19 protein-coding genes and 1 pseudogene are annotated in these 19,872 nt (G+C 44.5%); 11 read left to right on the top strand and 9 right to left on the bottom strand.

Annotated features, from left to right (window positions below):
• Position 1: 1 nt before the first annotated feature.
• The 4 genes and pseudogenes from F6K57_RS25985 to F6K57_RS25975 all read left to right on the top strand — a co-directional run bounded on the left by F6K57_RS25985 (position 2) and on the right by F6K57_RS25975 (position 3,577).
• Positions 2 to 1,111: a peptidylprolyl isomerase gene (locus F6K57_RS25985; RefSeq protein ID WP_293071445.1), complete on the top strand. Its 1,110-nt coding sequence runs from the start codon at positions 2 to 4 to the stop codon at positions 1,109 to 1,111.
• A gap of 121 nt (positions 1,112 to 1,232) precedes the next feature.
• Positions 1,233 to 1,880, top strand: a pseudogene (gene thiL, locus F6K57_RS42170) (thiamine-phosphate kinase); the annotation flags it as partial.
• A gap of 309 nt (positions 1,881 to 2,189) precedes the next feature.
• Positions 2,190 to 2,528 carry an AIR synthase-related protein gene (locus F6K57_RS42165; RefSeq protein WP_364304165.1) on the top strand — a complete coding sequence of 113 codons (339 nt, stop codon included), beginning with the start codon at positions 2,190 to 2,192 and terminating at the stop codon, positions 2,526 to 2,528.
• Between the two features lie 176 nt (positions 2,529 to 2,704).
• A complete protein-coding gene (locus tag F6K57_RS25975; protein WP_293021707.1) occupies positions 2,705 to 3,577 on the top strand; it encodes an Rpn family recombination-promoting nuclease/putative transposase in 873 nt (290 codons plus the stop codon).
• A 92-nt stretch (positions 3,578 to 3,669) separates the two neighbouring features.
• Here F6K57_RS25975 and F6K57_RS25970 read toward each other — a convergent pair whose 3' ends face one another.
• The 3 genes from F6K57_RS25970 to F6K57_RS25960 all read right to left on the bottom strand — a co-directional run bounded on the left by F6K57_RS25970 (position 3,670) and on the right by F6K57_RS25960 (position 9,476).
• Positions 3,670 to 6,840, bottom strand: a complete 3,171-nt coding sequence (locus tag F6K57_RS25970) for a tetratricopeptide repeat protein (protein ID WP_293021705.1) — start codon at positions 6,838 to 6,840, stop codon at positions 3,670 to 3,672.
• A 268-nt stretch (positions 6,841 to 7,108) separates the two neighbouring features.
• A complete protein-coding gene (locus F6K57_RS25965; RefSeq protein WP_293071443.1) occupies positions 7,109 to 8,143 on the bottom strand; it encodes a tetratricopeptide repeat protein in 1,035 nt (344 codons plus the stop codon).
• Between the two features lie 34 nt (positions 8,144 to 8,177).
• On the bottom strand, positions 8,178 to 9,476 hold the full coding sequence (locus F6K57_RS25960; RefSeq protein WP_293071442.1) for a tetratricopeptide repeat protein: 1,299 nt from the start codon (positions 9,474 to 9,476) through the stop codon (positions 8,178 to 8,180).
• 335 nt (positions 9,477 to 9,811) lie between these two features.
• Here F6K57_RS25960 and F6K57_RS25955 point away from each other — a divergent pair, with 335 nt between their 5' ends.
• Together F6K57_RS25955 and F6K57_RS25950 are read left to right on the top strand one after the other, a co-directional pair.
• Positions 9,812 to 10,663, top strand: coding sequence for a DUF4351 domain-containing protein (locus tag F6K57_RS25955; protein ID WP_293044212.1), 852 nt, complete (start codon positions 9,812 to 9,814; stop codon positions 10,661 to 10,663).
• A gap of 37 nt (positions 10,664 to 10,700) precedes the next feature.
• Positions 10,701 to 10,943, top strand: a complete 243-nt coding sequence (locus F6K57_RS25950; protein WP_293021698.1) for a DUF4351 domain-containing protein — start codon at positions 10,701 to 10,703, stop codon at positions 10,941 to 10,943.
• Between the two features lie 36 nt (positions 10,944 to 10,979).
• On the opposite strand, the gene F6K57_RS25945 is transcribed toward F6K57_RS25950, so the two are convergent.
• From F6K57_RS25945 to F6K57_RS25930, 4 genes are all read right to left on the bottom strand, one after another.
• Entirely contained in the window at positions 10,980 to 11,189 is a 210-nt protein-coding gene (locus tag F6K57_RS25945; protein ID WP_293021696.1) for a hypothetical protein, read from the bottom strand.
• A 219-nt stretch (positions 11,190 to 11,408) separates the two neighbouring features.
• Positions 11,409 to 11,732, bottom strand: a complete 324-nt coding sequence (grxD, locus tag F6K57_RS25940) for a Grx4 family monothiol glutaredoxin (protein ID WP_293044206.1) — start codon at positions 11,730 to 11,732, stop codon at positions 11,409 to 11,411.
• Positions 11,733 to 11,840: 108 nt separating this feature from the next.
• Positions 11,841 to 12,095 carry a BolA family transcriptional regulator gene (locus F6K57_RS25935; RefSeq protein WP_293021693.1) on the bottom strand — a complete coding sequence of 85 codons (255 nt, stop codon included), beginning with the start codon at positions 12,093 to 12,095 and terminating at the stop codon, positions 11,841 to 11,843.
• Between the two features lie 244 nt (positions 12,096 to 12,339).
• The gene (locus F6K57_RS25930; protein WP_293021691.1) at positions 12,340 to 12,951 is read right to left on the bottom strand and encodes a hypothetical protein; all 612 of its coding nucleotides are present in this window, start codon (positions 12,949 to 12,951) and stop codon (positions 12,340 to 12,342) included.
• Positions 12,952 to 13,761: 810 nt separating this feature from the next.
• On the opposite strand from F6K57_RS25930, the gene F6K57_RS25925 reads away from it, so the two are divergent.
• Both F6K57_RS25925 and F6K57_RS25920 read left to right on the top strand, forming a co-directional pair.
• Positions 13,762 to 14,847 carry a pentapeptide repeat-containing protein gene (locus tag F6K57_RS25925; RefSeq protein WP_293071441.1) on the top strand — a complete coding sequence of 362 codons (1,086 nt, stop codon included), beginning with the start codon at positions 13,762 to 13,764 and terminating at the stop codon, positions 14,845 to 14,847.
• 249 nt (positions 14,848 to 15,096) lie between these two features.
• On the top strand, positions 15,097 to 15,345 hold the full coding sequence (locus tag F6K57_RS25920; RefSeq protein ID WP_293021689.1) for a hypothetical protein: 249 nt from the start codon (positions 15,097 to 15,099) through the stop codon (positions 15,343 to 15,345).
• A 64-nt stretch (positions 15,346 to 15,409) separates the two neighbouring features.
• Here the strand turns inward: F6K57_RS25920 and F6K57_RS25915 are convergent, their stop codons facing one another.
• The gene (locus F6K57_RS25915) at positions 15,410 to 16,912 is read right to left on the bottom strand and encodes a zinc ribbon domain-containing protein (RefSeq protein ID WP_293071440.1); all 1,503 of its coding nucleotides are present in this window, start codon (positions 16,910 to 16,912) and stop codon (positions 15,410 to 15,412) included.
• 107 nt (positions 16,913 to 17,019) lie between these two features.
• Between F6K57_RS25915 and F6K57_RS25910 the strand changes: the two genes are divergently transcribed.
• On the top strand, positions 17,020 to 17,601 hold the full coding sequence (locus F6K57_RS25910) for a hypothetical protein (RefSeq protein WP_293071439.1): 582 nt from the start codon (positions 17,020 to 17,022) through the stop codon (positions 17,599 to 17,601).
• Positions 17,602 to 17,845: 244 nt separating this feature from the next.
• Here the strand turns inward: F6K57_RS25910 and F6K57_RS25905 are convergent, their stop codons facing one another.
• Positions 17,846 to 18,067 carry a helix-turn-helix transcriptional regulator gene (locus tag F6K57_RS25905; RefSeq protein ID WP_008188939.1) on the bottom strand — a complete coding sequence of 74 codons (222 nt, stop codon included), beginning with the start codon at positions 18,065 to 18,067 and terminating at the stop codon, positions 17,846 to 17,848.
• 264 nt (positions 18,068 to 18,331) lie between these two features.
• On the opposite strand from F6K57_RS25905, the gene F6K57_RS25900 reads away from it, so the two are divergent.
• Together F6K57_RS25900 and F6K57_RS25895 are read left to right on the top strand one after the other, a co-directional pair.
• The gene (locus tag F6K57_RS25900; protein WP_293071438.1) at positions 18,332 to 18,568 is read left to right on the top strand and encodes a hypothetical protein; all 237 of its coding nucleotides are present in this window, start codon (positions 18,332 to 18,334) and stop codon (positions 18,566 to 18,568) included.
• Positions 18,569 to 18,829: 261 nt separating this feature from the next.
• Positions 18,830 to 19,633: a class I SAM-dependent methyltransferase gene (locus F6K57_RS25895; protein ID WP_293021679.1), complete on the top strand. Its 804-nt coding sequence runs from the start codon at positions 18,830 to 18,832 to the stop codon at positions 19,631 to 19,633.
• Positions 19,634 to 19,872: the final 239 nt, after the last annotated feature.

Genomic DNA, 19,872 nt, shown 5'->3' with positions numbered 1-19,872 from the left:
CTTGACCAAGACTACCCTCTTGGGGCTGCTGTTAATGTCCCTTTCCTTAGGTCTGAGTGGAGCTTGGTGGAACTTTAAGTTTAACTTTGGTAATCAAGAACCTGCTCGTGAAAGTCGATTACCAGGGGGTAATGCCATTACTGATGGTAGAGCTCTGTTGCGCTACGGCTTACCGATAGATAATCAGCCAGTGCGGAAAATACAAGCCAGTTTGGAGGATATTTCTCAACAAATGCGGGGCAAACGCTGGAGTCCCATCACCAGCGATATTACTAAAGCTGCTGTGGTTTTAACTAGTAGTGATCAGAAATTACTAGCGGACATTCCAGATGCCAGAAAACCCCAAGGCGAAGCCCTAATTGCCAAGATCCAAGCCGAAATTGCTAAGATTCGAGAAGCTGTGGAGGCTAAAGACAAGGAAAACGTCTTGATTGAGCGCGGGATACTCTTGGATAAAGTTGGGGAACTGGAACAATTGATGGTAGAGGAGTTTCCCTTTGAGGTACCCCCAGAGTATAGTAACTTACCTCAACTTAAGGGTCGCGCTACCGTGGAAATGACCACAAAGGAAGGTTCCTTGAAAATGGTGGTAGATGGTTACAATGCTCCAGTCACAGCCGGGAACTTTGTGGATTTGGTACAGCGGGGTTTCTATGATGGTCTAACCTTCAACCGTGCTGAAGATAACTATATCCTGCAAGCAGGGGACCCTCCAGGAAAAGCGACAGGCTTTATTGACCCGGAAACTGGTGAATATCGAGGGATTCCGATCGAAATCATGCTGAAAGGAGACTCGGAACCGGTTTATGAGTTTACCCTGGAAGAAATTGGTCGTTATCGTGAGCAACCTGTGCTGCCCTTCTCTGCTTATGGTACCCTAGCTATGGCACGTCCTGCAGAAGACCCCAATGGTGGCTCTTCTCAGTTTTTCTTCTTCTTGTTTCAACCAGAACTTACCCCAGCTGGTATCAACTTCATGGATGGGCGCTATTCTGTCTTTGGCTATGTGGTAGAAAACAAAGAGTTACTCAGACAGCTCAAACGAGGGGATGTAATTGAGTCGATGAGAGTTATTGATGGGATTGAGAATTTGGTTGAGCCCCAGGCATAGCTATCCTATCGGTTGAGCGGTTAGCTCCTTAACCCCTGCCGCGAAGCTAGGGATGAGCTTGACTAATTACTGATAACTAAGTTGATTCCAGTGGGAAGTATCAATAATTGCTCGTTTTCTCGTGACCCTTGAATTACTAAAAGATATTGGAGAACAAGGTCTTCTAGAACGGTTACAGCCTTTCTGTCCACCAGGGGTTGTAGGAGATGATGGAGCGGTAATTCCCCCTCCAGAGTCTGGTCAATCCTTGGTGATTACTACAGATGTTTTGGTGAATGGGGTGCATTTTAGCGATCGCTACGGTGGGGTAAGCCAATGCACTACTAGTCCAGAAGATGCTGGTTGGCGTGCTGCTGCTGCTAATTTGTCTGATTTAGCTGCTATGGGAGCATCCCCCCTAGGCATTACGGTAGGCTTAAGCCTGACAGGGGATGTAGCGGTTAGCTGGGTTGAGAGACTTTACCAAGGCATGACTCAGTGTTTGAACCAGTACAATACACCAATAGTGGGAGGAGATATCTGTCGCTCCCCGGTTATTACTATTGCTATCACTGCCTTTGGTCAAGTCTACCCCGACCAAGCCATCCGCCGCACAGGGGCGAAGGTGGGACATGCCATTGTGGTGACAGGTGTTCATGGTGCTTCCCGGGCTGGACTAGAATTACTCCTCAAGCCGGATTTCGGCAAACACTTAAGTCCAGAGGAACGACTATCTCTGATTAAAGCTCACCAGCGTCCCCAACCCAGACTTGATGTGATCCCTTTACTAAGGTTACAGGTTAACAGGTTACTAGAGTTACAGGTTAACAGGTTGAAGGTTGAAAGTTGTAACTTACAACCTGATAACTTTCAACCTGATAACTTACAACCTGATAACTTTCAACCTGATAACCTTCAACCAGATAACTTTCAACCTTCAACCCTTCAACCTTCAACCCTTCAACCTTCAACCCTTCAACCTTCAACCCTTAAACCTTCAACCCTTAAACCTTCAACTCTTCAACCTTCAACCCTTCAACCTTCAACCCTTCAACCTTCAACCCTTCAACCTTCAACCCTTCAACTATCCATTGCGGGTATGGATAGTAGCGATGGTTTAGCAGATGCTATTGTACAAATTTGTCGTGCCAGTGGTGTTGGTGCTGAGATTGATCCCAACCGAATTACTTTACCTCCAAGCTTGAGTAAATTGGTGTCCCGAGAGCAAGCTTTGGATTGGGCGTTGTATGGTGGTGAAGATTTTGAATTAGTGCTATGTCTGCCTACTGAAGCTGCTGAGGAATTAGTGGCACAACTGGGGGAGGGAGCAGCAGTAATTGGCAAGATTACTAGTGGTAATCAGGTTTGGTTAAAAGATAAAACTGGCACTTATGCTGATCAATTGCTGAGTTTAAATAAGGGATTTCAGCATTTTTGAAATTTTACCCTTAAAAGTTATTAATCAGATTTAATATTATTCCTTCTGTATCTGATCCAAATCATTAGTGCTCGGATATCATAACTTGAATAAATAAGCAAGATCCAGGTGCGATCAATTTTTTAGCTCAGATTCACTACAGTATCTGAGATAGTGTTAATTTTGAACAATTTGCCTTGGCCTACGATAACATCTGTAAATACTTAGCAGAAGAATATCCATCGGAGTTTTTTCACTGGCTATTGGGTGAAGAACCTCAGGATATTCAGGTACTTAAAACTGAATTAAGTGCTGAACCAATTCAAGCTGATGCTCTGAGTTTACTGCAAAGTACAAACCAAATTCTGCACCTAGAATTTCAAACCCTGCCCCAATCGGAGCCACCATTACCATTTCGGATGTTGGACTATTGGGTCAGACTACACCGCAAGTACCGATGTCCGATTGAGCAGGTGGTAATTTTTCTTAAGTCTACGACCTCACAGATGGTATTCAATAACGAGTTTAGAGATATTAATACCTGGCACCGTTATAGAATAATTCGCCTGTGGGAGCAAGACCCATTACCACTATTGGCCAATCGGGCTTTGTTACCCTTGGCAACTTTAGCCAGGAGTAATCAGCCCCTAGGATTGTTAGAGCAAGTCGTTGCTGAAATGGATAAAATTGAAGAAAAACCATTACGGGGAAATCTAGCGGCCTGTGTGGATGTACTGGCTGGTTTGCGGTTTGACAAAGATTTAGTGCGTCGATTGTTAAGGGAGGAAGTTATGGAAGAATCAGTCACCTATCAAGATATTATCCAAAAGGGAGTCCAAAAGGGACTCCAGCAGGGACTCCAGCAGGGACTCCAGCAGGGACTCCAGCGCGGCAAGCAGGAGGGAGTCCTATTAGTTGTGATGCGTTTGCTAACCCTGAGGTTAGGTTTACTTGACCCTGTGCTCCAACAGCAGATTGAGGGATTATCGATTACTCGATTGGAGGAATTGAGTGAAGCGTTGTTGAATTTTGAAACAGTAACGGATTTAGCGGTTTGGTTGGATAACTAGGGAATAGGGAATAGGAAAAAATAGGGAATAGGGAACAGGAAAAAATTCTGTTTATCCCTACTCCCGACTCCCTACTCCCTACTCCCTACTCCCTACTCCCTATTCCCTGCATCCCCTGTCAACGAAAATGCTGCCCAAAAATAAGGATGGGGATATGTTTCCCGTAAATCTTTCTGGGCTTGCTGTAATGCCTCGGCTTTGTTCATTCCCCCTTGCCAATGGCTGTAAAATTGCTTCATTAACAGTCCTGTCGCAGCATCATCCACATTCCAGAGACTTGCGATGATGGTGGGGGTTCCGGCATACAAGAAAGCACGGGTTAGTCCTACTACTTCATCACCCCGGCTCAATTCACCGATTTTGGTCTGGCAGGCGCTGAGCACAACTAAATTGGTGGTACTGGTTAAATCTAACCCGTAGACTTCATGAACTTCTAAGGAACCGTCGTGCTGGGTATCTTCTAGTAGACGGATGGCGCTGAATAGGGGGTTACGAAGGTTGTACTCCCCATGAACCGCTAGGTGTATAATTCCCGATTGTGTAGCCCTAGACCGGAGAGCGCTTTCGGTAGCCGCTTTCCCCACCAGGGCTTTGGTCTTGAAGAGCTGGGCAATGGTCTCTACTTCTTTTTGAGCATGAGTTAAGGGGGAAAGTCCGGGAATGGTGGGATCTCCCAGGGCGAGAAGACTGCCTGTGGTTGATTTGCCCTTGTCGGGTAAATAGCGCAGGATGCTAGCACTGGGGAGGGACAATAGGGCGTAGTTGTCACTGAGGTACTGCTTGCCGTCAGTGAGGGCAGCGAAGGGGAGATAGTGCAGGATACTGTGGGGAACAATGGTGATGGTGGTGGTGTTGAGATGGGGCTGGAGGGGTACAATTAGCCAGTCGTGCAGGTTTTTCAGTTCTAGGGGATGGGGTTCATCTAAGTCAGCAAAGTCTTGGAAGAGTGTCAGTTCTTCGGTCAGTTGTTGGCGAGTGACATTGAGGGGGACAGTGTGGAAGCTGTTGCGGGTGATAATGAAGGCTAGGGTGCGTTCATCCGTGACAAAGTACTCGACTAGGGTGGTATCCGCATCCAGCAAGCTTTGGATTTCAGGGAGGGAGGCAACCTCTACAGTTTTTAAGCTAGCGATTTCAGGGTTTTGGACTTTTAACTCAACCAGCAAGTCCTGGTATTTTTTTCGCAGAGCAGTTCGGTTGTTTTCGATTTCAGGAATCCTGTCGTTATCCCACTGGTTTTTGGGACCGTTGCGGAGGGTAATTAATTGCTGGCTGAGGGCATTGATTTCACCTTTGAGGTCTTGTTCCCGTTCCAGGAGTTTGGAGTCAGCCCCAGCACGAAAGTCTACTCTACCATTAGCGAGTTGGTCGAGGAAGGCTTTGGCTCTTGCCCGTTCGACATAGTTGAAGGCTGCTTCAAAGTCTTTTTGGTTCCACAGTAGGTTGATGAGATTTTCGTAGGTATTGACCTGTTGACTGGCATAAGAGGTTTTAAACTCTTCTACTTTGATGTCACCTTGGATAGATTCTTTAACCTTGATGGCTTGCTTGTAAAACTCAATCGCTTTTTGGTATTGCTCTAGGTTATCGTAAGCAAGGCCGAGATTGTTGAGGGAGTAGGCTTCTCCCTGACGGTGTTCCAGTTCCTGTGCCAGGGATAAAGACTGCTGAAGAAACTCAATCGCTTTTCGGTATTGCCCTAGTCTACGGTAAGCATTCCCGAGATTGCCCAGGGAGTAGGCTTCCCCCTGACGGTGTTCCAGTTCCCGAGCCAGGGATAAGGACTGCTGATGAAACTCAATCGCTTTTCGGTATTGCCCTAGGCTATGGTAAACAAGCCCGAGATTGTTCAGGGAGTAGGCTTCCCCCTGACGGTCTTCTAGTTCCCGCTTCAGGGATAAAGACTGCTGAAGAAACTCAATCGCTTTTCGGTATTGCCCTAGGATATCGTAAACAAGGCCGAGATTGTTGAGGGAGTAGGCTTCCCCCTGACGGTCTTCCAGTTCCCGAGATAGGGATAAAGACTGTTGATGAAACTCAATCGCTTTTCGATATTGCCCTAGTCTACGGTAAGCATTCCCGAGATTGTTGAGGGAGTTGGCTATCCCCTGACGGTCTCCCAGTTCCCGAAATAGGGATAAAGACTGCTGATGAAACTCAATCGCTTTTCGGTATTGCCCTAGGCTATCGTAAACAAGGCCGAGATTGTTGAGGGAGTAGGCTTCCCCCTGACGGTCTTCCAGTTCCCGAGATAGGGATAAAGACTGCTGATGAAACTCAATCGCTTTTGGGTATTGCCCTAGCTTACGGTAAGCAAGGCCGAGATTGTTGAGGGAGTGGGCTTCCCCCTGACGGTTTTTGAGTTCCCGCGCCAGGGTTAAGGACTGCTGATGAAACTCAATGGCTTTGCGGTATTGCCCTAGCTTACCGTAAGCAAGGCCGAGATTGCCCAGGGAGGCGGCTTCCCCTTGGTGGTATTTCAGTTCCCGAGATAGGGATAAAGACTGCTGATGAAACTCAATCGCTTTGCGGTATTGCCCTAGGTTATAGTAAGCAAGGCCGAGATTGCCCAAGGAGTTAGCTTGCCCCTGACGGTCTTCCAGTTCCCGAGATAGGGATAAAGACTGCTGATGAAACTCAATCGCTTTTCCGTATTCCCCTAGGCGATAGTAAGCAAGGCCGAGATTGTTGAGGGAGTTGGCTATCCCCTGACGGTCTTCCAGTTGTCGATAAATTCTTAGGGCTTCTTGCCAGGACTTCAGCGCAGCTTGAAATTGACTGGTCTTATCTTGTTCAATTCCCTGCTGTAACAGTTGGTCAGCTTTAGCCTTAAGTAACTCTGAGGGCGTGGCTGCTCGCCAACTCAGGGTATAGTTACCAGTTACTTGCTGATTGTAGGAGTTAGCCAAAATGACATAAGTCCCCGTGGTCGGTAGAGTAACCGTAATCCGGGCATTTTTGCCCTCACCACTGTTGTTATCCTTAGCAATCCGGTTACCGTCTGGGTCAATTAGAATCAGGGAAGGGTCAAACTCATCGCTGGTTAGTTCTATGGTAATCTGTTCGCCTGCTTTCCCCTCAAAGGTATGGCGATTGTAGTACCTGTTGTTCAGAGTCTCGCTGCTGCTATTAACGCGATCGCGAACTGTGGTACTCTTTAAAGCAATCCTTTGACCAGAAGACTTCATTAAGGGTATAGTCTCTGGAGCAGTTAGAGATTGTGCTGGAATTTCCCAAAACCTGGGGTTAGGGCGTGTCTTCAAACTCGGAGATCCCCCTAAATCCCCCTTAAAAAAGGGGGACTTTGAGAATGGCTCCCCCCTTATTAAGGGGGGCTGGGGGGGATCATAATCTTGGGGAAAACTTTGAAAACACGCCCTAGTCTCGGCTCCCAACCCTGGACAATTCCCCACTCCTAGCAACGTTGCTATGGTAAAAAATACAGACTTAAGTGGCACTGGCTTTGACTGGTAATTTCCAATAGAGAAGAACTGAATCAAATAGGAAGTTTAATGTAGGGTTTATGAAATGTTACTTTAACTCTGCCAGTCGCTTTTCTAATTCCTCTACCCGTTTGCGATCGCCAAACTGTTCATAGATTGCCTTCGCTTGTTCTAACAAACTCACTCCTTCTTGCCGATTCCCACGAGCATGCTTAACTTCCCCTAATCCAGCTTTGGCTGCTGCCAGTTCTTCCCAATGCTGATTTTCTGCCAGTTCGACTGCCTTTGAATAAGGAATCTCTGCTTCCAAAACTAGTCCTATCCGTCGATACAAATCACCCAGTAAGCGATAAATCGGTACTATTTTTTGATTCTTTTCTAGTCCTTCCAGGATTTCAATGGCCTCAGCCGTTAAACCGTAGTCACCATAGAGGTCAGCTAGAGCTAAGGGCTTGAACTCCTTTGGTAGATTCTGTCCCTTAATCAGTCCATCAATCACCTGAATTTTTTTAGCTTGATCCGACTCAATCAGCTTAAATCCCAGTCCTCCAGTCTTATCCTCTTCAGAGGTGCGATTGGTATCAGCCTTAACGACCAACTTATAACTAACTCCAGGTTTTAGGGGCTTATTCCCTGGATAAACAACCTGACAAATACCCTTTTGACAAACCTGGTCTCGACTAAATTCCTCAGTCCAATCCAATCCTCGCCCTCTCACTGTAACGGTGAAACGGCTAGCATCGGTGGCATCATGCCAGCGTAGAGTGGGCTTGTCAGTGAGTAAACGAGTTGCCCGTGGGCTGATAATGTAGGGAATATAGGACTCTGGCGGACGTGGTGTGACAATTCTCCCAGAGCTTTTTCTTCGCGGTGGTGGACATATGGCATTGATGCCTGTTGTTACCCCAGCAGTTACAGAGCGAATTTTACCATGATCACAAAATACCTTAACCCTAACCCCCGATGCTGGTCTGACCAGATCCCCTGGATTTATAGTGGTATAGTTAGGCACTGGATGGAAACGTGACCATCCCTCCCGTTCTAGCTCAACTCTACCTGTGGTTTTAAAAATCCAATGCCCTGCCAGTACTGGCTTACTCACCATACTTCCCAACATAATCATAACTATGGTCAAGATCGGGGCAGAGCAAATCAGCTTACTTAGTCGATTCACTAGTCTTGTCCTGAGCATCTATGCGTTCACGAGCCATCCCAACCCAGATATCTTCATCAGGGTTACGGATATCAGTATAGCGTAAACAAATTTTCCATTCTGCCAAGGCATTGTCTGGATCTTTTTCTGGTTTGTTTTCAATGACTTGAGCTAATAAACAGTGAGCCGCCGCCGGAGTTTGCTTAAACTCTTCCTCAAGTATTTTATCGAGTTCAATAGCATCTCTGAGATAGGTTTCGGCATCGGCATAGCGTCCTTGCTTCAACCTTGCCCAGCCCAAGTTTTTCAATAATGCATATTGAGTGTCATTTTGAATTTTAATATCCTCTGTTTTAAGTAGTTTATTTTGAATATCCTCTTCTTGCATATTCTCTAATCCTGTCAAAAGTAACGATACCGCTTGGGAATATTTTTTGTCTTGAATATACAACCGTCCCAATTCATTATAAGCAGCATCTAAGCCCCCCTGTGCCGCTAACCTATACTGAGTTCGCGCCTTCTTAAAATCCTGTAAATCTTCATAAATACGACCCAAATTATAGTGAGCGTCTGCATTATCTGGATTAAGACTCAATGCTCGTTCATAATTAGACTGAGCACTTGACCAGTCCCCGTCATCATAATTCTTTACACCCTTTTCATTAACGTAGTCCGAAATCAAGGGCAACGATGCTCGAAAGCCAATTAAGGAAATTAAAAGTACTCCCGATAGTCCCAATTTAACTTCTTGCCAAAGATATTTTTTAATCCCTAATCGTAATTGAATATCTTCAATTCCTGTACGACCAGCTTTGGTTAAAATTCCCCCAGCTGTCAACAAGGTCAATGCACTCTGGGAAATCACCGCAAAAGAACCTAGAAAACCCGGACTAGTACTCAAAAAACGGGAGGAAATATCTACCACTAGACTCACCGATGCGGTTAACAAGGCAACTGTCCCTGCATTCCAAAACCAGTCCAAATGGTCTCGTGGATGAGTAGGCGCTTCCAGAAACCACCACCAGTAGTCTTTTGGGGGATGAAAAATAATCCGCAAATCCGCTAATTGCACAGTCTGAGTAATCAAACCAGCCTGCTTTTTTAATCTGCTATCTAATTCAATCAGTTTAATCAGTTTATCTTTAGAAATGTGGGCAATATCAGCAAATTTTTCGTGAACAATATTGCGAGCAATCAGGACACGAAGAATGGCTTCAGCAGATGGTTTATTGTCAGTTTTTTCAACAGCGGTCAGGGCAGCTTCATAATGCTTGAGAGTAGAATATAACTCTAGGATGCTCATTCAGCTAATAGCAAAGGGAGTAGGGAGTAGGGAGTAGGGAGTAGGGAGTAGGGAGTAGGGAGTAGGGAGTAGGGAGTAGGGAGTAGGGAGTAGGGAACTTCGAATCAGGGAACAGGCAAGATGCCTATTCTACCAAGATGCCTATTCCACCCACCAGCTCAAACAGCTTTAATGAGATGCATCCTTCTGATTTAAATCTTATCTAAAGGTATTCTGTAAATCAGAACTACTCCGCTATCATAACTTGCATCAATAAACAAGATCCAGGTGCTATAAATTTTCTGGTTCAGATTTAATACAGTGTCTGAGATAGTGTTAATTTTGAACAATTTGCCTTGGCTTACGACAATATCTGCAAATACCTAGCAGAAGAATATCCATCGGAGTTTTTTCACTGGCTATTGGGTGAACAACCTAGAGATATTCAGGTACTTAAAACTGAATTAAGTGCTGAACCCATTCAAGCTGATGCTCTGAGTGTACTCCAAAGTACAAACCAAATTCTGCACCTAGAATTTCAAACCCTGCCCCAATCCGAGCCACCATTACCATTTCGGATGTTGGACTACTGGGTCAGACTACAACGGAAATATCGATGTCCGATTGAGCAGGTGGTAATTTTCCTAAAGTCTACGACCTCACAGATGGTATTCAATAACGAGTTTAGGGATACTAATACCTGGCACCGTTATCGAATAATTCGTCTGTGGGAACAAGACCCATTACCGTTGTTAGCCAATCAGGCTTTGTTACCCTTGGCGACTTTAGCTAGGAGTAATAGCCCTAATCGATTGTTAGAGCAAGTGGTTGCGGAAGTAGATAGAATTGAAGAAAAACCATTACGGGGAAACCTAGCGGCCTGTGTAGATGTACTGGCTGGTTTGCGGTTTGACAAAAATTTAGTCTGTCGATTGTTGAGGGAGGAAGTTATGGAAGAATCAGTTACCTATCAAGATATTATCCAAAAGGGAGTCCAGAAGGGACTCCAGCAGGGACTCCAGCGCGGCAAGCAGGAGGGAGTCCTATTAGTTGTGATGCGTTTGCTAACCCTGAGGTTAGGTTTACTTGACCCTGTGCTCCAACAGAAGATTGAAGGATTATCGATTACTCGATTGGAGCAATTGAGTGAAGCCTTGTTGGATTTTGAGACAGCAACGGATTTAGCGGTTTGGTTGGATCACTGCTGAGATTTAACTGTCAGTGTTCACCTTGTCAGAGGAAGTTATGGAAGAATCAGTTACCTATCAAGATATTATCCAAAAGGGAGTCCAAAAGGGACTCCAGCGCGGTAAGCAGGAGGGAGCCCTATTAGTTGTGATCCGTCAGCTAACCCTGAGGTTAGGTTTACTTGACCCTGTGCTCCAACAGCGGATTGAGGGATTATCGATTACTCGATTGGAGGAATTGAGTGAAGCGTTGTTGGATTTTGAGACAGCAACGGATTTAGCGGTTTGGTTGGATCACTAGGGAATAGGGAATAGGAAAAAATTCGGCGTTGCTGAATCAAGCAATGAATAGGAGTAGAGTGGGCATCCTGCCCGCTCGAAAATAAGTATGAAACTGGCAAGATGCCAGTTCCACAATAAGCATGAAACTGGCAAGATGCCAGTTCCACAATAAGCATGAAACTGGCAAGATGCCAGTTCCACAATAAGCATGAAACTGGCAAGATGCCAGTTCCACGCAAGATGCCCATTCCACCAACATGTCCATTCCAGAAAACTCTTAAAATCATTCCATTATTAAGCAACGCCCTAAAAAAAGCGATGCAGCGCGGTCTTGGGGAGCCAGTGCCGCCAAAGGGGGTTCCCCCCATGAGCGACTGCCGTGGTTTACCCCACTCGCTATTGCATCAAGAAAGCGATCGCATTTCCTAATCCGATCGCTTTTTGCGGTTCTTCAGTTGTGTCAATAGTTTGGTGCAGTCAAGGATTAGGATGCCAGGGCGACTTCCACGGTCTGCTGCAATTCACCATTTTGATACATCTCAATCATCACATCAGACCCACCGATAAACTCTCCGTTAATGTACACTTGAGGAATCGTTGGCCACTTGGAATATTCTTTGATTCCCTGACGGATGTCGAAATCTTGTAGTACGTCTACAGTTTCGTAGGGAACTCCTAAGTGATTCAGAATTTGGACAACATTATTGGAAAAGCCACACTGGGGCATTAGTTTGCTGCCCTTCATGAATACCAAAATTTTGTGGTCTTGTGTTAATTTATCTATTCTCTCTTTCAGTTCTGGTGTCATCGTTTTCTTAAACTCCTGGGATATCTAGATAGTTATTTTGATAGTCGATATTATATTAGTCTAGCGATCGCAAAATCCTAGACTCTTCTAATTATGACTTACGCCAGTTTACTGCTTGCCAGCCCACGCTTCAGGGGTATAGGTTTTTAGGGCTAGGGCGTGAATGGCCTCTGTTGCCAACTCTTGGCTTAGGGCACCATAAACCAGCTGATGTTGTTTCACCAGGGATTTACCTTCAAACTCGGAGGAGACAACAATGGCTTGCAGATGGTTACCACCCCCTAAATCTTCTACCTTTACCTGAGCATCCGGTATCGATGCTTTAATCTTTTCTTCAACTTGCTGTGTACTAATCGGATCCATTTTTTTTGTTCTAGTTTCTAGTCGAATTTCTAAAATATACTAAAATTAAACGTAAGCATATGCGCTACGCGCACCCGTGCGCGTTCAGCGCTCAGCGCTCAGCGCTCAGCTTTCCGTAACTCAGATGAAACCAATGCTTACCTCTTGTTTTATTCAAAAGCACCTCAAGTAGCGTGCCCATAAGCTGATAGCTGATAGCTGTTCGCGTAGCGTGCGCGTAGCGCTTAAGCTGATAGCTTACAATTTAACTGCCTTTATTAGAACCAGCGGATGAGGTGGGCTGGCTATTGCCATTTCTAGGAAAGGGAGAATCGACGAATCCTAGCTCAAACAGCTGTTGGTAGGATTTTTTTCCCAATTCCCTGGTTGGATTTTGAGACCGAATAATTTGAATTAACAAGGGGACAGCTAATTCTGGCTGGTCATTGGCTCGATGGACTAGGGCTAGCCGATAGGTAGCTTCATCTCGCTTTTCAGCAGTTTCCAGGGCTTTTTGCCGTTGAGACTCGTAGACTCGGTTGTCAATGCCAGAAAAACTGGAAGCCAGCTGTTGGTAAAAGTTAGACAACTGGTTGAATATCTGACGTGCTTCTTGGAGTTTTTTGGCAGCTACGCTATAGTTCCCTGAATCAATAGCGTTAGTCGCCTCTTGCATCATCCGCTCTCCCCCCGGCATACTCAATAGGCTGTCTTCTTGAGTCAACGGTCCGGTATTGTTGGGGTCAGTGATGTCTGATTCTACTTGGATATCAGCACCTTGTGCCTGGGCTGGTGGCAGTACTACCAAAGCTGCCATCACGGGAAGAGCAACGAAACAGGCGAGCCTGACCGAATTAAGAGTGCCAGAATAAACCATACTATAGCTTTGGGAATTGGTTACCTAAAATGATAGAGTAAATCCAAACTATTGGTATAGTACCATTACCAAACTGGATCAAGGGCTTCTTGGAAAGGTAAAGCAGGTACCAGAGTTGTTGGATTTAAGGTTCAGACTGAAACTAGTCCTAAAATGTTCCGTAGGGTATGTCAGTGTGCTGATAGCTGATAGCTGTTCGCGCAGCGTGTGCGTAGCGCATAGGCTGACTACTTACAGGTTAACTAGTTACCTTTAATCTGGTTGTTGGTATGGACTGTTGTGTTTTATATCCTAGCTTGGCGTCAGATTTATCCTATTCTATTCCGTTGATTAGTCAAGGGAGTAGGGAGTAGGGAGTCGGGAGTCGGGAGTTGGGAGTTGGGAAAGAGAGGGAAGTGTGGGAGATGGGGAGATGGAGAGATGGGGAGATGGGGAGATGGGGAGATGCTTACAAGGGTAGGTTTTTTAAAAAGGAGGTACTTTTATTACGTATAAATTAATAAAAATATGTATCAAAATACACTATAATTTCCGGGATAATTCTTCCCATTTCCCGCTTTTCCCGACTCCCGATTCCCGACTCCCGATTCCCGACTCCCGACTCCCGATTCCCTACTCCCGATTCCCTACTCCCAGATCCGCTGTTCCCTGTTCCCTGTATATAGATATAGCTCGTTAGTTAGATTTTTTAATTTCTTCACATTATATTCACAAGATGGTGATTTAATAAATTATACCAGTTGAGTCAGTATAATACAAGACATGAAGCTCAAGGTAAACCCGCCCAACAATCACCCTTTACGGTTGAAAATGGTTGTTTTTTTGATTTATAGTGGCTTAGTCTACTTAGGGATTGCTTCGTTATATTGGTTTGTGGTATTTCCCATAAATTTTATTGAGGGGTTTCTTGAAAAATCCCAACTCAATAAACTATTTTTTTTGGTAAATCAAGTAGAGCAAAAAGACAAAATTTTGTTTTTTATAGCTGTTGTAATAATGGCTATTGGACTAGTAATTTTGATTAAACTTTACTACTTAAACAAAGGTTTATATAACCTCTCAAAAACTGGTATAACTGTCAAGACTACTATCGGTACAGAAGACAAGCAAATAATTCAATGCTTGAATAATGCCCTGGAGTGGCTGAGTTCTGATCAGATTGCCCTACGGCTAGGTGGAATTTATGCCCTAGAACGAATTGCTAAGGTTTCTGCCCAAGACCACTGGAAAATTATGGAAATTTTATCGACATTTGTGCGATATCAGTCCCCTGGGAAGATTCATGTAGAGCAGCAAAAGCAAATAAATGACTCATCCAGTCCTCTTCCAATTACAGAAGACCAAAAACTCCCTATTGATATTCAAGGTGCCCTAACGGTTATTGCAAGGCGCGACAGCTCAAAAGAACTCGAAGATCAGAAAATTGATTTATGTAACGCCACACTGATTGGGGCAAACTTAACAGAAGCAAACCTGCAAGAGGCATACCTTAGTGGCTCCAAACTACAAGGAGCTTGTCTTAATCAGGCTAATCTAAAAGGAGCATATGTGATCGGAGCCAATCTAGAAGGGGCAGACTTTAATCAAGCTAACCTCCAAGGAGCATACTTGATAAAAGCTAACTTGACAGACGCTTGCTTATTTGATGCTAACCTAGAAGGGGCATTTCTCAGGAGAGCTAAGCTAGAAAAGGTAATCCTCTGGAACGCTAATTTACAGGGGGCATCTTTGATTCAAGCTAACTTGCAAGAGGCAAATTTAGAGGGAGCTAATCTCCAGGGTACAGATTTAAGAGAGGCTAACCTCCAAGGAGCTAAAAATCTGACCCAAAAGCAGATTGAATTGGCACAGATAGATAGCGAAACTATTTTACCAGACTACCTGATTAGGAATTAATATTAGTATAATAAATTGGCTGTATTTTTAGGAAACAGAAGACAGAAATTATATCGGGTGCATCTTATATTTATTTGTAAAAAGATCATCCCTCAAGAATTCCATTTAGATAATTTTTGAGGCCATATTCCCTACTCCCTACTCCCTACTCCCTACTCCCTACCAAGAATCGATGATAGCGGTCGGGTAGGGTACGCGATCGCATAAACTAATGGAATCTATAAAATTCCATAAAAGAGAGGGTGATCCGTGGCTACGGACTACATTTTGTTTATACATGGTGTCAATACTCGCCAAGATCGAGAAACACCCCAATACGCTGACAAGCTTTTCGATCTGATTCAAAATAATGTTGAGTCATCCGTTCAACTCAAAAAGATCCCTCTGTACTGGGGTAATGTGGTAATTGAGCAGGAGAAGGACCTGGTGACAGCATTACAGGCATCGAAGGTGTGGAATGAGTTCTGGTTCAGAGAGATACTCTTAAACCGTCATTAATCGGGATAATCCGGTATAAAACGGTCAAGGTGCAATTTATTGTTGCCTGAGGGAGGAGTGGTAGTCAGCAATTGGAGTCAAGCCTCCCACTAATCTGTCTAGGCGTTCCTGGCATCTCGGCCAGGAGTTCCTTAAAAGCCTTAGTTTTGCTATGCTTGCCATTAAGCCATCCAAGCTCGATGGCATCAAGTAAACTAAGTCCCATTCCTTCCAAGAAACGCGCGGTACGACGCAACAATACTGCCTGTACCTCGGTTTTAGCCATGTACCGGGTGATTTCCTGATCCGTACCTCTGTCAAGGATATTTTTGGCAGCATTATGGTCAGCCTGCAACACGACCCCATTAAATCTGGTAAAACTGTCCCCGCTTCTTTTCCCCAGAAGGGTTCCGGTCACGGAGTCAATTTGCGACGTGTAACTAGGCTGGACTTCTGTAACAACCGACCCAGTCCAATTAGCCCATTTCTGTAACGAATCCCGCATTACTCCTTTCATCCAACTATTGAGCTGGCGAGACATAGCCTTGGACTGGCGTTTATTCAATATTGGTTGTGTTAAATCTTCCGCAAAAACTAAGAGTGATTCGCCATTAAACAGCGACTTAGAAGCAGCTCCTATTATTGCTGTCAGCTCTGACTGATTCTGTCTGTAGCGCTTATTTTCTGTCTTTCGGTTTAAATTATTTTTTAGTATTCGAGCCGATTTGACTGGATCTAGTTTTTCCAGTTTTCTATGTATTGCCCAAAGCTTCCCTCGATTACGATTCTTGGCACAAATACGGTCGGACTTTTTAGTAGTCGCCTTGCCCAAGTTCAAACCATGCCCTTGGCCATCTGAGTCATAGAAAGCCTCTGTGTACCCTTTATCTATCCCAACAGGACGGCGGTTGGCGGGTACTTCTACGGTTCCATAGTCTACTAAGAAGTGAATCTCAAATCTTTGTAGGGTTTGATTGTGGATTAATCTAATCTGCCCACTTATTTTGCGATTAGATCTGACGATTATTCTGTTTCTTTTTCCTCTTCTTAATCCAGCTAGCTCTAACTGATAAGTGTTGCGGGAGAGCCTTCTGCACTTATAGCCTACTTGTTGATAAACTATCTGGTTCTTGACCCAGGAATGCCCCCGCTGAAACTCCTTTCTAATGAGTCGGTGAAGGAGTGGATTATCCAGGAAAGCTAAGGTCAGTAGTTGCGTGGCATATTCTTTTCTAGCCTTTTGGTTCTCTTTTCCGGGGAGCCTTTTATAGATTTTTTTGACAACGGCATCGGTACAGGCTGCTTGGCTCGCTGTAATGGCTTTTGCTACATCATTAATGGTCCAATCCATTAGCTTAGCAGGCAGCCCCAGGGTGTTGGGAGTCCTGAAGCTCTTTACTTCCGGGATGGCCTTTTTCCAGTCCAGTCCCCAATGGTTAATGCTTCCCAGTTTGTTGTAAGACTCAGCCCTGACGACGCCTAGTTTTTTCATTACCTGCAACAACTCAAACTCTACCGACTTACTCATCCCCACCACGGGGACAATTTGAGTCGATAGTCTCTTAGTTGCTCCTACTTTCAATGACATCGTCAACTGCTGTGTCTTCTTTCTTGATTATACTAAGGCGCTAGTAAAGTGTCAATGTCGGTTTTATACCGTTAGATACCGTTTTATACCTATTTATTGGGATTTAATTGCGCGACTTTCGTGAAAAGCAAATCTTACAATTCGTTGGAGACGGAGCTCTCTACCTCAGCAGACATGTTGGTTCTCTGGCTATTGACCAGATGAGTAGACAAGCTGATCAGGGATTGGAGGGATACCAAGATCAGGACCGTTTGCACCTAGTTACTCACAGTTGGGGAACGATTATCCTATTTGATGTGTTGTTTGCTAGTCGATGGGATGACCCAAGTATACCTGGTCATGAGAGTATTCAGGAGATTCGCAAAAGCATTTTGGGAATCGAATCTGAGCAAGACAGTGCCATTCCTCTGGCTAGTGTTCATACCATGGGTTCACCGATTGCCCTATTTACTCTGCTCCATATTGTTGGCAAAACCAGAGATGGCAGTACCCATGATATTAGTTCCAAATTAAAGGAGTTACTGGCAATTCTGACTCAACAAGGAGTGGCGTTACCCTGGCAAAACTTTGTACATCCGGGGGATCCGATTGCTTGGCCCCTAGAAGGAGTGTTGCCAAAATTAGTAGATGAGTATGACAAAGTTATCAAACTTGAAGATGTACTTACCTACGGTTCTGGATTCTTATAAAATGTCGCTAAACCGATACAATCGACATTTTTAGCATTAATCAATGGTGGCAGTGCTCACAGCAGCTACTGGACTAGTGAGAAGGTGGCTAAAAAAATTGCAGAGACCATTGACAATACAGCTAAAGGCTCCTATTTTTTGGGCCCATCCATAACGCGCTGATGGCTAAGGCTCAAGGAAAATTACGGATTACCGGTTACCGATTATCGATTACCGATTACCGATTACCGGTAAATTTCCCGTTTTAGGGATCTTGTTCATCCTCTTGATAGACTATCAAGTCCCCTGGTTGGCACTTGAGTGCTTTGCACAGAGAGTTGAGTATGTCTTCGTCAATTCTAGGTAGACGGCGATGCCGTTTTAGCCTGGAAACGGAGTTAGGATGCTTTCCAATTATCTCAGCTAGATCTTTGTTGCTGATGTTGCGCTCAGCCATTACTACTGCCAATTTCCAGTGAATTACCACTTTAGTGTTTAACCTCTTACCATACTAAACGCTCGTTACGTTTGATTGTAACCTCTCACAGCATGAATTGTTGAAAATAATACTTCTCTAATTTTTTTTTAAACTCAAAGTGTTGACAAACTGGCCAAGATAGGATATACTATAAAAGTACGCAGTTACAGTGATTGGCAATTCCCTCGCCAGCACAAAGCGATCGCACATAGGTTCTACAGGCCGGGATGTGCGATCGCTGTTCCACCACCAAAGAAACAAGGTGATATATAAATGGTAAACCCACGTTCTATGCAAGAGCTCATCAAAGCTCCGATCTATGATGTCCCTCAGGGCAAAACCCCAGTCCGCCTCCTCGCCTGTGGTGTACCCAAAGGTGTAGAGAGTGTGATTAACCAATTGCACGTGCTTCGCTTTGCGGAAGTCATAGCGTGGACCCCGCCAATTCCTTCCCCTGTCGAGGGTGAGATCATTCGGATTTTGACTCGCTATGTTCATTTGAGGCGATAGGTTTAGGTAAGCATTCAGCTATCAGCTGTCAGCTATCAGCTATCAGCTATCAGCTGTCAGTGATTAGCTATCAGCGATTAGCTTATGGGTTAGGTCACAGGTTGGAAGCCTGTGCCACCCTGTCTTGATGCAGTCGTTAGGTCACAGGCTGGAAGCCTGTGCCACCATACTTGAGGTGCTTTTGAATAAAATAAGCTGACCCCTGAGCACTGACTGCTGACTGCTGAGTGCTGAATACTGACCACTGACCGCTTTCGCTATATGACTAATCACAATCAATGGAATGCTGATGATTATGCTAAGAATTCTTCAGCACAGCTCAATTGGGCAAAAGAACTAATTAAAAAGCTATCACTAATCGGGAACGAAACACTCCTGGATATTGGTTGTGGAGATGGAAAGATTACTGCTGAATTTGCCAGTATTATTAACAACGGTAGTGTTTTAGGAATTGATTCATCCAAGACTATGGTTGAGTTAGCTCAGAATAAATTTCCTCCAGTAGAGTATCCTAATTTAGACTTTAAACTTATGGATGCTACAGCGATTAACCTCAACCATAGCTTCGATGTTGTCTTTTCTAATGCTGTCTTACATTGGATCACTGACCATGGGTCAGTTTTAAAAGGAGTTCGTAATCACCTGAAACCTCACGGAAAATTACTGTTTCAGATGGGAGGTAAAGGTAATGCTAGGGAATTACTACTGATCATAGATGAAATTATCACTGCTCCAGACTGGAAAGAGTATTTTCTATACTTTACCTTTCCCTATTCATTTTATGGCATTGAAGAGTATCAAAGATGGTTACCAGAAAATGGGTTTAAAGCTCAACGTGTGCAGTTAATTCCTAAAGATATGCAGCATCAAGGCAAAGAAGGATTGAAAGGGTGGTTAAGAACAACCTGGTTTCCGTATACCAATAGAATTCCTCAGGAATTGACAGAAACATTTTTGAATACTGTTGTGGATAGGTACATCCAGCGTTATCCAATAGATAGTCAAGGCTTGACTCATGTCAAAATGCTTCGCTTGGAGGTTGAGGCTTATGCTATCGAGAGGTAAGCTATCAGTTATAAGCTGTCAGTTATAAGTTATCAGTTATTAGCTATCAGCGGTCAGCTATTAGTTATGAGCTATTAGTTATTAGCTTATGGGTTAGGTCACAGGCTGGAAGCCTGTGCCACTTTGAGGTGCTTTTGAATAAAATAAGCTGAGGTTAGGTCACAGGCTGGAAGCCTGTGCCACAGTGCTTTTGAATAAAATAAGCTGAGGTTAGGTCACAGGCTGGAAGCCTGTGCCAC

Source organism: Moorena sp. SIO4A5 (genome assembly GCF_010672005.1).
Taxonomy (GTDB): domain Bacteria; phylum Cyanobacteriota; class Cyanobacteriia; order Cyanobacteriales; family Coleofasciculaceae; genus Moorena.
The sequence above is the reverse complement of the archived record's forward strand: the minus strand, read 5'-3'. Positions and strand labels throughout refer to the sequence as shown.

Bases quoted from the DNA above. Each gene is read 5' to 3' on its own strand.
- F6K57_RS25950 (WP_293021698.1), top strand. From the start codon at position 10,701: ATGGAAGAATCAGTTACCTATCAAGATATTATCCAAAAGGGAGTCCAA.
- F6K57_RS25915 (WP_293071440.1), bottom strand. From the start codon at position 16,912: ATGTCATTGAAAGTAGGAGCAACTAAGAGACTATCGACTCAAATTGTC.
- F6K57_RS25935 (WP_293021693.1), bottom strand. From the start codon at position 12,095: ATGGATCCGATTAGTACACAGCAAGTTGAAGAAAAGATTAAAGCATCG.
- F6K57_RS25900 (WP_293071438.1), top strand. From the start codon at position 18,332: ATGGTAAACCCACGTTCTATGCAAGAGCTCATCAAAGCTCCGATCTAT.
- F6K57_RS25895 (WP_293021679.1), top strand. From the start codon at position 18,830: ATGACTAATCACAATCAATGGAATGCTGATGATTATGCTAAGAATTCT.
- F6K57_RS25930 (WP_293021691.1), bottom strand. From the start codon at position 12,951: ATGGTTTATTCTGGCACTCTTAATTCGGTCAGGCTCGCCTGTTTCGTT.
- F6K57_RS25925 (WP_293071441.1), top strand. From the start codon at position 13,762: ATGGTTGTTTTTTTGATTTATAGTGGCTTAGTCTACTTAGGGATTGCT.
- F6K57_RS25960 (WP_293071442.1), bottom strand. From the start codon at position 9,476: ATGAGCATCCTAGAGTTATATTCTACTCTCAAGCATTATGAAGCTGCC.
- F6K57_RS25945 (WP_293021696.1), bottom strand. From the start codon at position 11,189: ATGGACATGTTGGTGGAATGGGCATCTTGCGTGGAACTGGCATCTTGC.
- grxD (WP_293044206.1), bottom strand. From the start codon at position 11,732: ATGACACCAGAACTGAAAGAGAGAATAGATAAATTAACACAAGACCAC.
- F6K57_RS42165 (WP_364304165.1), top strand. From the start codon at position 2,190: ATGGATAGTAGCGATGGTTTAGCAGATGCTATTGTACAAATTTGTCGT.
- F6K57_RS25965 (WP_293071443.1), bottom strand. From the start codon at position 8,143: ATGATTATGTTGGGAAGTATGGTGAGTAAGCCAGTACTGGCAGGGCAT.